Source organism: Paenibacillus sp. FSL H7-0331 (assembly GCF_001956045.1).
The window spans coordinates 177,807-191,052 of record NZ_MRTH01000001.1 but is presented as its reverse complement, the minus strand read 5'-3'; the positions used below and the strand labels follow the sequence as shown (position 1 = coordinate 191,052).

The 13,246-nt window shown below is 46.2% G+C and carries 16 protein-coding genes; all 16 read left to right on the top strand.

Annotated elements, in window-relative coordinates; translation table 11 throughout:
• Position 1 precedes the first annotated feature (1 nt).
• The 16 genes from trpD (at position 2) to qcrB (ending at position 13,246) form a co-directional block, all read left to right on the top strand.
• Positions 2–1,045, top strand: a complete 1,044-nt coding sequence (trpD, locus tag BK127_RS00870; protein ID WP_076227577.1) for an anthranilate phosphoribosyltransferase — start codon at positions 2–4, stop codon at positions 1,043–1,045.
• Positions 1,032–1,832: an indole-3-glycerol phosphate synthase TrpC gene (gene trpC / locus BK127_RS00865; protein WP_076227575.1), complete on the top strand. Its 801-nt coding sequence runs from the start codon at positions 1,032–1,034 to the stop codon at positions 1,830–1,832. Before trpD ends, trpC begins: the two co-directional genes overlap by 14 nt.
• 8 nt (positions 1,833–1,840) lie before the next feature.
• Entirely contained in the window at positions 1,841–2,596 is a 756-nt protein-coding gene (locus tag BK127_RS00860) for a phosphoribosylanthranilate isomerase (RefSeq protein WP_076227573.1), read from the top strand.
• Positions 2,577–3,782, top strand: coding sequence for a tryptophan synthase subunit beta (gene trpB, locus BK127_RS00855; RefSeq protein ID WP_076227571.1), 1,206 nt, complete (start codon positions 2,577–2,579; stop codon positions 3,780–3,782). The genes BK127_RS00860 and trpB overlap by 20 nt, the downstream gene beginning before the upstream one ends.
• The gene (gene trpA, locus BK127_RS00850; protein ID WP_076227569.1) at positions 3,769–4,581 is read left to right on the top strand and encodes a tryptophan synthase subunit alpha; all 813 of its coding nucleotides are present in this window, start codon (positions 3,769–3,771) and stop codon (positions 4,579–4,581) included. The genes trpB and trpA overlap by 14 nt, the downstream gene beginning before the upstream one ends.
• Positions 4,582–4,659: 78 nt before the next feature.
• Entirely contained in the window at positions 4,660–5,760 is a 1,101-nt protein-coding gene (gene hisC / locus BK127_RS00845; protein ID WP_076227567.1) for a histidinol-phosphate transaminase, read from the top strand.
• Between the two features lie 30 nt (positions 5,761–5,790).
• Positions 5,791–6,885 (top strand): prephenate dehydrogenase, encoded by a 1,095-nt coding sequence (locus tag BK127_RS00840; protein ID WP_076227565.1) that lies wholly within the window; start codon positions 5,791–5,793, stop codon positions 6,883–6,885.
• Positions 6,886–7,224: 339 nt separating this feature from the next.
• A complete protein-coding gene (locus BK127_RS00835) occupies positions 7,225–7,815 on the top strand; it encodes an RNA polymerase sigma factor (RefSeq protein WP_076227563.1) in 591 nt (196 codons plus the stop codon).
• Positions 7,815–8,444 carry an anti-sigma factor family protein gene (locus BK127_RS00830; RefSeq protein WP_076228351.1) on the top strand — a complete coding sequence of 210 codons (630 nt, stop codon included), beginning with the start codon at positions 7,815–7,817 and terminating at the stop codon, positions 8,442–8,444. The genes BK127_RS00835 and BK127_RS00830 overlap by 1 nt, the downstream gene beginning before the upstream one ends.
• 53 nt (positions 8,445–8,497) lie before the next feature.
• Positions 8,498–9,100, top strand: a complete 603-nt coding sequence (locus BK127_RS00825; protein WP_256711129.1) for a histidine phosphatase family protein — start codon at positions 8,498–8,500, stop codon at positions 9,098–9,100.
• A gap of 138 nt (positions 9,101–9,238) precedes the next feature.
• On the top strand, positions 9,239–10,363 hold the full coding sequence (locus BK127_RS00820; RefSeq protein WP_076227559.1) for a hypothetical protein: 1,125 nt from the start codon (positions 9,239–9,241) through the stop codon (positions 10,361–10,363).
• A 51-nt stretch (positions 10,364–10,414) separates the two neighbouring features.
• On the top strand, positions 10,415–10,930 hold the full coding sequence (locus BK127_RS00815; protein WP_076227557.1) for a gamma carbonic anhydrase family protein: 516 nt from the start codon (positions 10,415–10,417) through the stop codon (positions 10,928–10,930).
• A gap of 46 nt (positions 10,931–10,976) precedes the next feature.
• A complete protein-coding gene (locus tag BK127_RS00810) occupies positions 10,977–11,165 on the top strand; it encodes an IDEAL domain-containing protein (RefSeq protein ID WP_076227555.1) in 189 nt (62 codons plus the stop codon).
• Positions 11,166–11,328: 163 nt separating this feature from the next.
• Positions 11,329–11,769, top strand: coding sequence for a DUF2487 family protein (locus BK127_RS00805; protein ID WP_076227553.1), 441 nt, complete (start codon positions 11,329–11,331; stop codon positions 11,767–11,769).
• 240 nt (positions 11,770–12,009) lie between these two features.
• Positions 12,010–12,558, top strand: a complete 549-nt coding sequence (locus BK127_RS00800) for a QcrA and Rieske domain-containing protein (RefSeq protein ID WP_076227551.1) — start codon at positions 12,010–12,012, stop codon at positions 12,556–12,558.
• Between the two features lie 16 nt (positions 12,559–12,574).
• Positions 12,575–13,246, top strand: coding sequence for a menaquinol-cytochrome c reductase cytochrome b subunit (gene qcrB, locus BK127_RS00795; protein WP_076227549.1), 672 nt, complete (start codon positions 12,575–12,577; stop codon positions 13,244–13,246).

Below are 13,246 nucleotides of genomic sequence, written 5' to 3'. Positions count from 1 at the left end.
TATGGATCCTACAATTACGGTTCAACAGGCGATACAGAAGGTGCTTGACTCCGGGCATTTGACAAGATCAGAGGCATCGGCGGTTATGACAGATATTATGGACGGCAGGGCAACACAGGCACAGATTGGTGGACTCCTTACAGTTCTTCGGATGAAGGGTGAAACCATTGAGGAGATCACCGGATTTGCCGAGGCCATGCGCTCCAAAGCAAACCATGTATTGACGGAGCAAAGCCAATTGCTGGACACTTGCGGGACAGGTGGAGATGGTGCGGATACCTTTAACATATCGACGACTGCAGCGATCGTTGCAGCGGCTGGTGGCGTCAGGGTAGCCAAGCATGGGAATCGTGCCATGTCGAGCAAAAGCGGCAGCGCCGACGTATTGGAAGCTCTCGGTGTCAACATTACACTGGATCCGCTGCAGGCAGCACAATGTCTGGAACAGGTGGGCATATGTTTCATGTTCGCTCAGTTGTACCACCAATCGATGAAGCATGCAGCGGCTCCACGTAAGGAGCTTGGCGTCAGGACGGTATTTAATTTGCTCGGACCTCTGACCAATCCGGCAGGTGCAGATCGTCAGGTGCTTGGCATATTCGACCGTGGCAAGACGGAAACGATGGCTCATGTGATGCAGGCGCTGAATGTAAAGAGAGCCTTGGTGGTTGCCAGCTATGACGGGCTGGATGAAATTAGTATCTCTGATACTACTCAACTGACGGAGCTCAGAAATGGCGATATTACCACTTATGAAATTACTCCCGATTTACTAGGACTGAGAAGCTATAGTCTAAAGGAAGTTATTGGCGGCGATGCGGTGACGAATGCCGAGATCGTTCGCGATATTTTCCAGGGTTCTCCTGGCGCATGTCGTGATATCGTCCTAGCCAATGCTGCGGCTTGCTTCTATGTAACAGGAAAATGCGCTACACTGCAAGAAGGCGTCAAATATGCAGCCCATGTGATCGATTCCGGACAGGCCGCTTCCAAGCTGCAGCAACTAGTCCAATGTACAGGAGAGCTAAGTCATGTTTCTAGATAAAATTGTTGCGACCAAACATAAAGAGATTGCTCTATTGAAAGAGAACCAAACCATCGCAGGCATGGAAAAGCAAATTGCTTTGCTTCCTTCATGCCTTGGGTTTGAACGTGCATTAACTACAAACCGCAAGCGCTCAATGGGACTCATAGCTGAAGTGAAGAAGGCTTCACCTTCCAAAGGCTTGATCCGTGCTGATTTTGAGCCTGTTCAGCTTGCACAAGCCTATGTCAATGCAGGAACGGATTGTATCTCCGTATTGACGGATGTTGATTATTTTCAAGGTTCGAATGAATACCTACGGGCGGTGCGCGCAGCTGTACAAGTGCCGATTCTACGTAAAGATTTTACCATTGATGTACACCAAATTTATGAAGCACGCGTGATAGGCGCGGATGCGATTTTATTAATTGCTGCTATTCTGACGACCGAGCAGATGCGGGAATTTTCCCGGACAGCCAAAGCAATCGGATTGGATGTGCTTGTTGAGGTTCATGATCAGGCGGAGCTTGACCGTGTACTGGAGTTGGATGTATCGTTGATTGGCATTAACAATCGCAATCTGCAAACCTTCGTCACAGATTTGAAAACGACAGAGCAGCTCATAGCCCACATACCTGCTGGTGTAACGGTTGTAAGCGAAAGCGGCATCTCGCTGCCTTCCGAAGTCGCTTATCTTCAATCGGTTGGTGCTGAGGCTCTACTGATTGGGGAACATTTCATGCGTCAGCCAAGCGTTGAGCAGGGTGTACACGATTTAATGGGTGCATTTGCAATGAAAGGGCAGTGAGGCAAGCGATGAGCAGTGTAAAAATATGTGGGCTGCAGCAGCCGGAGATGGTGCGCTCCATTCTCCATTTGCCTATAGATTATATTGGCTTTCTATTTGCCAAGAGCAAACGGCAAGTTACGTCGGAGCAAGCTGCCAGGATGATTGAGGTGCTGGCGGAGCAGCGTTCGGCAGGCAGAAGTCATCCTTTGTCAGTGGGAGTTTTTGTGAATCCTTCTCAGTCGGAGCTAACTTCGATCATGCAGGAGGCCCCTCTGGATGTCATTCAATTTCACGGTCAGGAAAGCCCGGAGCAGTGTCAGTGGGTCAAAGATACGTTCCCGGGTGTACAGGTTTGGAAGGTTGTATCTGTAGTTCAAGGTTATCCATCGCATAGTGATAATGAGTTAGCGTCTGATGCGAACGGTCAATCTGGCGTTCCTACAGCTGAAGAGTTGAATCATGTAGATGCCTTGTTAACCCCCTATAAGTATGTAGTAGACGCAATTCTTTTGGATACATTCGATCCTGAATATGGCGGCGGCTCGGGTAAAACCTTCGCTTGGGAGGCAATTACTGCTTATCAGGCATGGTGCAGTGCGGTTAACCTGCGTCTCTTTGTAGCGGGGGGGCTTCTGCCGGACAATGTAGGCGAGCTTCTCGATACGTATGCCCCGGATGGCGTGGATGTATCAAGTGGTGTGGAGACAGATGGAGTTAAGGATTTGGATAAAATTACACGTTTTGTGGAAAGGGTGAAGCATCGTGATACAAGTGCCGGATGAGCAAGGAAGGTTCGGAAAGTTTGGAGGACGTTATGTTCCAGAAACGTTGATGAACGCTCTGATTGAATTGGAGACAGCCTATAAAAGCTTCGTGAAGGAAGATAAATTTCAACAAGAGCTGAACCATTTTTTACACCAATATTCGGGTAGACCGACCTCTTTATTTTATGCGGAGCGATTGTCGGCTCATTTGGGTGGGGCAAAGATTTATTTGAAGCGTGAGGATTTGAACCATACAGGTGCTCATAAAATTAACAATGCTTTGGGACAAGGATTACTCGCTAAATGGATGGGTAAAAAGAAACTGATCGCCGAAACCGGTGCAGGACAGCATGGCGTGGCTACCGCGACCGTGGCAGCTTTACTTGGTTACGAATGTAAAGTGTTCATGGGCGAAGAAGATATGAAACGTCAGCAGCTGAATGTATTCCGAATGAATCTGCTGGGTACGGAAGTTGTTCCGGTCGTATCAGGAACTCGTACTCTGAAGGATGCATGCAACGAAACACTGCGTTATTGGGTCAGTCATGTTGACGATACGTTCTACATTCTTGGTTCGGCGACAGGCCCGCATCCATATCCAATGATGGTTCGCGATTTTCAACGCATTATCGGAGATGAGTCCCGCAGACAGATTTTGGAGCAGGAAGGCAGACTACCGGATACGATCATTGCAGCAGTTGGTGGAGGCAGCAATGCAATCGGAATCTTTTACCCATTCGTTGGGGATACGAGTGTCCGCTTGATTGGTGCTGAGGCGGCGGGTAAAGGGATTGACACCAAGCTGCATGCGGCTACAATGACGAAGGGCAGTCATGGTGTGTTCCAAGGCTCAATGAGTTACTTGCTGCAGGACCAATTCGGGCAGGTTCAAGAAGCACATTCAATCTCGGCAGGTCTGGATTATCCGGGGATTGGCCCAGAGCATGCTTATTTAAAGGATTCCAATCGTGCCGAGTACTATCCGATTACGGATCAGGAAGCACTGGATGCACTGCAGCTGCTCAGCCGCACGGAGGGGATTATTCCTGCACTGGAAAGTGCGCATGCCATTGCACAAACGATGAAGGTTGCACCTACGATGGGCAAGGACGAGATCATTATCGTCAGTTTGTCAGGTCGCGGCGATAAGGATGTAGAAGCGATTATGAAGTATTTGGGAGGCGACGCTAATGAATCGCATTGATCGTAAATTTGCCGAGCTTAAGGAGCAGCAGAAGCCTGCTTTTATCCCATTTCTAACGATTGGGGATCCAGATGTGAGAACCTCGATCGATATCATTAAACAATTGGAGCAATCCGGAGCAAGCATTGTGGAGCTGGGAGTTCCCTATTCGGATCCGCTCGCAGATGGTCCGGTCATTCAGCGTTCTTCACAACGAGCATTAGGCAGCCATCAAATATCGATCAGAGATTGCATTGAAGCTGCACGCGTGGCTAGAAGCGAAGGCTGTGAATTACCCTTCATTCTGTTTACTTACTATAATCCAGTGCTGCAGCTGGGCTTGGACAAGATATTCCCGCTGCTGCAGGAAAGCGATATTAGCGGTCTTATTATTCCGGATCTGCCTATGGAGGAGGATCAGGAGGTACAGACATTGGCTAAAGCCCATGGGATTCATCTCATCCCGTTGGTAGCACCAACTTCCAAGGAACGCATTGAGCGGATTGTCACCCGTGCATCGGGTTTTGTTTATTGTGTATCTTCACTTGGTGTGACAGGTACGAGAACCCAATTCCATAGCGGAATTGATCAGTTTATCGAGACAGTCCGAGCAGCTACGACACTTCCGATTGCGGTAGGCTTCGGTATTTCCACTCACGAACAATTTGCCAAATTCGCGCAAAGCTGTGATGGTATAGTGGTAGGCAGTGCTCTGGTGCGTCAGGTTGAAGAAGTGCTGCCTTTATTTGCAGATGCAGCGACTCGACCGCAAGCTTTGCAGCAGATTGATGATTTTGTGAGCAAATTAATAGGGTCGTAATGATTGGCAAGCGAACCGTAAATAAGTTAAAATAGTGGTTACGAATGGAAACATCAATTCTTGAATGGAGTGACCTGCGTGCAACCAAAGAAAAATATTGTTCATCTTCCTGTTTATAAACCGGGCAAGCCCATGGATGAAGTAAAAAGAGAGCTTGGCTTAACCGAAGTTATTAAGCTGGCTTCAAATGAGAATCCATTTGGCTGCTCACCCAAAGCAAAAGAAGCCATCATTGCGAATATTGATCAAGCCAGCATTTATCCAGATGGCGGAGCTGTAGAATTAACGGCTGCTGTTGCCAAGCATTTCAATGTAGGAACGGATCAGGTGATTTTTGGAGCCGGCTCTGATGAAATTATTTTGATGCTGGCGCGTGCCTATTTGGTTCCGGGCGACGAGAACATTATGGCGTTCCCGACATTCCCACAATATAAGCATAATGCCGAGATTGAAGGCGCTGTAAGTATAGAGGTGCCTTTGAAGGATGGTACGCATGATTTGCAGGCGATGCTGGATCGAATTAGCGAACGCACCAAAATTATTTGGCTATGCAATCCTAACAACCCGACAGGCACGATGAATTCTCATCAAGAGGTTGTTGATTTTCTGAATGCTGTACCTGCCCATGTGTTGGTCGTACTTGATGAAGCTTATGCCGAGTACAATGTAAGCGGGGACTACCCGGATAGCATTGCACTAGTAAATCAATATAAAAATGCTATCGTACTTCGTACCTTCTCCAAAATATATGGACTTGCCTCCCTGCGGATTGGCTATGGTATTGGACATCCCGAAGTGATCCGTTCGATCAATCAAGTCCGCGAGCCTTTCAATACGACCGGATTTGCTCAAAAGGCTGCGCTCGCTGCAATTCAGGATGAAGCCTTTATTAACGACTGCCGCGAGGCCAATGCTCAAGGTATCGTATATTTATCTGAGCAGTTCAAAGCACTTAAGCTGCCGTTTTATCCTGCACATGGCAATTTTATGATGGTGGATGTACAGCGCTCAGGTGCGCAGGTATTTGATTCACTGCTTCGCAAGGGCATTATTATTCGTCATGACCCGACTTGGCAGCTGCCGACTATGATTCGTGTGACGGTTGGAAGCCAGGAACAAAATGAGAAGTTTATCGGTGCGCTGCAGTTAGCGCTTAATGAAGTAACTGCGGGTGTGTAGGCGGACGGTTTTGGGAGGGTTTGAGCTTCAATGATAAAAATTGCTATATTTGGAGTGGGCCTGATTGGCGGCTCTCTGGCGCTCTGTTTTAAAGGAAAACCTGAGCTGTATGTCGTCGGCCATTCCAATAACCCACGGTCCGTGGACAAATATTTGAAGCATGGTGTAGTTGATCATGCTACGGTGTCGATGGAAGAGGCTGCGACTGACGCTGATTTTATTTTTCTATGTGTTCCTGTTGGAAATATGGAAGATTACTTAAATCAATTGTCACGCCTAGAGCTGAAACCGGGATGTATCATTACGGACGCGGGCAGTACTAAAGCTTCCATAAGTGCGTGTGCAGAGCGGCTTGATTTTAAAGATGCCTATTTTATCGGTGGGCATCCGATGGCAGGCAGTGAGAAGACAGGAGTGGAAGCGGCCAGTCCGTATTTGTACGAGAACGCATTTTATGTGCTTACACCGATGGAGCAAACACCCCAGGAGGCTTATGACAGGCTTGCTGCATTGCTTCGCTGGACTAGAGCTCATATTATTAAAGTCGATTCCAGTCTCCATGATGATATCGTGGGTGCGATTAGCCATCTTCCGCATATTATTGCCGTTGCTCTGGTTAATCAAATAGCTGGCTATAATCAATCCAACAATTTGTATGAGAACCTGGCAGCTGGCGGTTTCAGGGATTTGACTCGAATTGCATCTGGAGACCCGATCATTTGGCGGGATATATTAAGCGATAATCGGGAAGTGCTATTGAAGCTGCTGGTCGATTGGAACTCAGAAATTGCCCATTTTATTCAACTCTTAAAGGATGATAATGGACAGGGGATTGAGGCCGAGTTCCGTAAAGCCAATGAGTTTCGCAGCAGCCTGCCGGAGCGTCGTAAAGGTGTGCTTTCATCCGTATTTGAAATATATGTGGATGAGGTTCCAGATCACCCCGGGATTATCGGGCAGATTACGATGCTGCTGGGAAATAACAAAATCAACCTGAGCAATATTCATATTATCGAAAGCCGTGAGGATGTCCCTGGCAACTTGCGATTATCCTTCCGTGATGTTGAACATATGGATCGGGCGATCGAGCTATTGACACAAGAGAATTACACAGTTCATGTGTAATTCTTTTTTTCTTTGCTTCAAACAAAATTATAAAGCGTTTTCAAAAAACTATTGACAATTTGTAACCGTATACATATAATAAAAGTACAGTATGGTTTCTCTCCACTCCTATCCGAAATCATTGCACTATGTGCAGCCACCTTTTTTTGAAAAGGTGGTTTTTTTTATGAAATATTTTAAAGCGTCGTCGAAAAAGCAGGAATTTTGCTCACCATTACCGAATGATATATATTACACCGTAAAAATTTTTAATAAACGCGCAACTTTTTTGCTCCCGCAAAGTCAAATGTAGTAAGAATCACTGGGGGTAGCAAGGAATCACAAGGAGGGTCGTATTGAATGACCGATTCCCAGTTGATCAGAGAGATCAAGGATGGTAACGTACAACTTTACGACGAATTAATGCGACGCTACGAACGTAAAATCTTGGCATTTATATATCACATGTTGAAGAGCGCGCATATGGATTCGATGGCTGAGGACTTATGCAATGAAACCTTTTATAAAGCCTATCGCAGCCTAAGCTCATTTCGAGAAATTGAGGCGACTTTTTCAACATGGCTGTATACGATTGCTAGAAATACCGTGCTTAGCGAATTGCGTAAAAATAATCATGTGAAGGTGTCTTTGGATCAGGGTGGTTTTGAGCCTCATGCTGATGCCGATTCGATGCCAGAAGTAAGTATATTAAGGAATGAGAAAGTATCGATGGTAAGAGATGCCATTAATAATCTACCAGAGAAGCAGCGTTCAGCACTCATAATGCGCGAATATGATCAGATGGATTATCAGGAGATTGCGAATATCCTCGGTCAAACCGTAAGTTCGGTCAAATCCTTACTGTTCAGGGCAAGGGCGAGTGTAAAACTTCAATTGGAACCTTACTTTCTTGACCCAGTCTTTGAGGAGTATGAAGGGATGAAACGATGATGAAATGTGAAGAGATTCAAGAGTTACTCGGTGCTTACTGGGATTTGCCGTCGAATGATCCCATAAGAGGCAAAGTTGACGAACATATCAAGCATTGCGAGAGCTGTGCTGCGGAGTTTCAAATATGGCAAGAGAGTACGGATCTGATTCAATGTGCTGCTGAAATGGGAGAACCGTATGCTAATTCTACTCCAATTTCACGCAGTGTTATGGATCGTATCTATAAGGATGAATCATGGAGAGTCCCTGTCACTGGCAAAATGTATGCATTTTCCTTCAAGGTGCGCCGAAACCTGACAGCTATGATCGCGATTTGCCTTGCATTGTTCATTTTCTCATTTGTCTACTCCATAAATAATCAGCCAAGTGGAGATACAGTAGCCTTAACTAGCGACTCTTCCGTTATAGGCAGAATGAGTGATCCTGTTGTAGTGGCAGGCGGTAAGGCGGAATCCATGAATGTACGTACAATGCCTTCTGCAGTAGCAAGCCTAAAGGGTTTTAGTGAACCGTTCATGTACCAGGTAGGTCCGATTCATACTTACAAGGATTATCTGCTTTTCTTATCGCTTTTGGGACTGACTTGTACGTTATTGACGATGAACTGGTTTTCCAGAACCAAATCGTAGTTTGAAGCTGAGGCCCCTTAGGGGCTTTTTTAGATAATCGGAATAGAAAGAGAGTGACAACTACATTGATTACAGTAGGATTGATTCGTCACGGGACGACAGAATGGAATATTGCGGGCAGGATGCAGGGACAAATGGATACAGAGCTTGCAGCCGTTGGTATTGAACAAGCAGAGCTTTTGGCGCATCGACTGAAATCTGAGCTTTGGGATGGAATCATGTCCAGTGACTTGATCAGGGCGAGGCAAACGGCGCAAACGATCTCTAATATAACAGGAGTTCCTTTCCTTGGTGAAGACTCTCGTCTGAGAGAAAGGCATTTTGGACAGCTGGAAGGGACCACTTTGGAGGATCGAATTTCACGATTTGGTGAAAGCTGGAGAGAGCAGGAGCTGGGGCTTGAGACTGATGAGGCCTTATTGGAAAGATGGTTTTCATTTTTTGCTGATCTGGAGCAAGCACAGCGTGGGAAACGAATTCTGGTTGTTAGCCATGGAGGCTACATAGCCCCGGTGCTGGAGCGGATTATGGGCGAGCCCGTAGCCTCTCATTTAAGCAACACCTCTATGACCGTAATGGAGCTTACAGCAGATGCGGTGTGGAATTGTCACTTATTGAACTGTACAGCCCACTTGGATAAATTAAATAATATGTAGAGATAGGACTGCTGAGCTGATTCGGCAGTCTTTTTGCTGTATAACACAAAGCTGCAAGGTATAAAAATTTAATCTTTCACGTTTAAATATGGTGTTTTTTCCAATAATGGTAGTAAGCCATTATCGGAGGTACTCACGATGAATTTAGCGGACATGTTAAGCTACGCCGATATACACGATCTAAGTCGGATCGCGGGCACCTATAATTGCAGCTGTAACGGACATTCCAAAAACGAGCTGATCCAATCCATTCTTGCCACCGTCAGCCGTAAAGATGTTTTTGAACGTCAGGTAACCGATTTATCGATTGAGGGTATCCGCTTTTTGAATTCGTTGATTTTTGACAAGCGCGGCACTTTCAGTATCGAGGAGCTGGTGGCACGGGTTCAGCAGAGCCGTTTTGTTAAGGATGGGGAGGATGCATGGAATCCACGTGAGATGATTACTCGCTTTAAGCAGCACGGTTGGTTATTTAATGGCCATTCCAGGGATACGCGGTATGTATTTCAGGTGCCCGCCGATTTGAAACAAAGATTCAGTGCAGCCTTGGCCAAGCAGTTTCAGCAGCACATTCAGGTAACTGACGAGCCTGGTGTATACCGGGATGAGCAGAGGCTTATCATTGATGATATCCGCAACTTTCTCAGTTTTGTACGAGATCAGGATGTGATTCTCTCTGCTGACCATTATATGTACAAACGACATTTGCAGCAGATATTGGATCGGTTATCGGTTAAGGAAGAGCCTGTTGGTAAAACCGCTTGGCGATTTGGATATGGCCGCATGTTTAAAGAGTATCCGAACCGGTTTTCGTTTATTTACGACTACTGTTATTACAAGGAATGGATAACGGAGCACAATCAGATGCTGGCTCTGACTGCCAAAGGTCTCGAAGAAGTTCAGAGTGATCGCCATGAGGACTTACTGCAGGTGTATCGATTTTGGCTGAGGCTGTATAAAGGGGCTATTCCAAATGTACAGTCAATCATGCATTGGCTGGAGACGCTGGTCTCGACCTGGGTGACCGTAGATTCCTTGAAAATTGCGTTGATCCCTTTGATCCGCCCTTTTTATTACGACTCGGCGGAATCTATTTTTGAACAGCGCATATTGCAAATGCAGATGCATCTGGGCTTGATTCGGATTGGAGAGCATCATGAGCATGGCCCTGTCATTCAATTAACAAAGCTTGGGAGAAGTGTCATCCAAGGAATTTACAAAGCCAACGAGGATTTGCTTGCGCTGCCATTTGACAAGCCATAGTCTGCTTGCTAAAATCACTCCCATATCGATAGATCAGAGGAGTGAACGCAATTGCTGCATAGTTATAACGGAATTTTTCCTCAGGTGCATCCGACCGCATTTCTGGCAGAGGGTGTTCAAATCATAGGAGATGTCATCATTGAGGCAGAAGCCACGATCTGGTTCAACACGGTTCTTCGCGGTGATTTGGCCCCGATCCGGATCGGACGCAAAAGCAACATTCAGGATGGCTGTATCGGGCATGTGAATGTTGACCAGCCATTGCTGATCGGGGAAGAAGTCTCGGTCGGACATGCAGCAATCATCCATGGTTGCAGCATAGGTAAAGGCACATTAATTGGTATGGGGGCTATTGTACTTAACGGCGCGGTGATTGATGAATATGCTTTAGTAGGGGCGGGATCGTTGGTCACCGAGAATAAGCACATTCCATCCCGTACGCTATCGCTTGGCTCGCCCGCCAAGGTAGTACGCGAGCTTGTAGAGGCTGACCTGCTTCGTATGCAGCGTACGATGGAAAGCTACGTGATCAGAGGCAATGAATACCGTTTGCAGGTGAAACCTTAGTATTCTCTATACAAATCTGAAGCGACCCAGTTTGGAGGTAGGTTCTATGGGCAAAATGAATATTTCCAACGATAAGATGCTGGGCTTGTTTGCCGAGATGGTGCTGGACGAATCCATCCGCAAATATAAGGAGCAACATTTGTACAAAGAGATTGATTTAGCTTTGGCTAAAGGGGATGAAGAGACCTTCCTGACTCTCACCACAGAACTAAAATCGCTCTATGCGCTTGGATAATAACACTGCCCCTTAGGGCCTAATCGATGGCAACCGGTTAAAGACATGTGAATTTCATTCATATGTCTCTTTTTCTATGTTAAACTGGAACAATGTGCGTGATTACGAAGTCGTTTTCTACGAAAATACATAAGGAATTGTTAACGAATTAGGGGGAACCAAAATGAAATTCAGTGATGTCAATGAAAAAACATGGGAAGATTTGCGTCCATATGTGGATACGTGCCTACTGCCTGTTACGGGAATTACAGGAGCCGAGCAGCCATGGGAAGCAACCTGCGCGTTAGAGGATCTGAGGGATGCCCTGGATTTGTTCGAAATTCCCTACAAGGGCAGGGTCCTGACGTATCCGGCACTGCATTATGTTAATGAAGATAGTGGACTGGAGCAGGTGAACGCGGTCTGCGCACAACTCAAAACAAACGGATTTGCTTTTGTCATTGTAGTGAGTGCGAAAGTGGAGCTTGCTGACGTATTAACACAGTCCAATGCGGATCTTGCGTTCACGTTGACGCCCGATTTATTAACGGAATCGCTCCCCGTGGAGAAGAAACGAATAGCGGAACAACTGATGCTTCTGTGGGCTGGCAAGAATCAAGAATAATTTGTGTATGATCAGTGGCAATTTTGTTAATTCTATGTATGCAGTGTTCGATTTCAAATGTGTGACGAGATGTGACAAATTCGTTAAAAGTTATTGTAAGGACAAGCTTTAGGGGTCTGAAAATGCAGGCAAAATTCTTGACGCACCTTGACTCGTAAGCTATTATTAATAATGTCCTAGTATGTGTTGTAAAGTAATGTCGAACGACATGATATAGTTGCAAAAGGAGGTAGAACACGAGTGAGTGAGCACAATAATCAGGATGGGCATCACCAAGGTGGTTCGGCGGTCAAGCGTCGCGAGATGTCTCGCAGACAATTTCTTTCTTATACCCTTGGTGGAGCCGGAGCATTCATGGGCGCTGGAATGATCGTTCCTATGCTTCGTTTTGCTGTCGATCCTGTCCTTCAACCAAAGACGGAAGCCGCTTGGGTAAAGGTAGTAGAGGCTGCAAAGATTACAGAAACACCAGCATCTTTCAAATTCAAAGTCCATCAGGTCGACGGTTGGTGGGAAAGTGATCCGGAACTTGAGGCCTGGATTTCCAAAGACAAAGCCGGTAACATTTTCGCATTGAATCCAACCTGTAAGCACTTGGGTTGTACGGTTGACTGGAATTCCAATCCGGCCTATAAGGATCAGTACTACTGTCCTTGCCATGGCGCGCACTACACGGCTGACGGTAAGAACCTTGCTGTTGCCCCATTGCCGCTTGACCAGTATGCGCTCAAAACGGAAAACGGCTTTGTTTACGTAGGCCAGCTTGGTCCGAACAAAAGGGTACAATAAGGAGGCGTAGCATCAGATGTTTAAAAATATGTATAACTGGATTGATGAGCGTCTGGATATCACGCCGATGTGGAGAGATGTGGCCGACCATGAGGTACCGGAGCACGTTAATCCGGCGCATCACTTTTCTGCATTCGTCTATTGCTTCGGTGGATTGACGTTTTTTATCACAGTTATTCAAATCCTGTCCGGTATGTTCTTAACCATGTATTATGTTCCAGATATTATCAATGCTTATGCCAGCGTTGACTACCTCCAACACAAAGTCGCTTTTGGCGTTATTGTACGGGGTATGCATCACTGGGGGGCAAGTCTTGTTATCGTCATGATGTTTTTACATACTCTTCGCGTATTCTTTACGGGTTCCTACAAGGCACCTCGCGAAATGAACTGGGTAGTGGGCATGATGATATTCCTGGTTATGCTGGGCCTTGGTTTCACCGGGTACCTGCTGCCTTGGGATAACAAAGCTTACTTTGCTACACAAGTAGGTATCAAAATCGCCGCTTCCGCACCATATATCGGTGATTATGTCAAAACATTCCTGCAAGGTGGAGAAATTGTTGGTGCGCAAACATTAACCCGTTTCTTTGCACTTCACGTGTTCTTCTTGCCAGGTGCATTGCTTGCCCTATTGGCAGGACATTTCTTTATGATTCGTAAGCAAGGAATTTCCGGTCCGTTATAG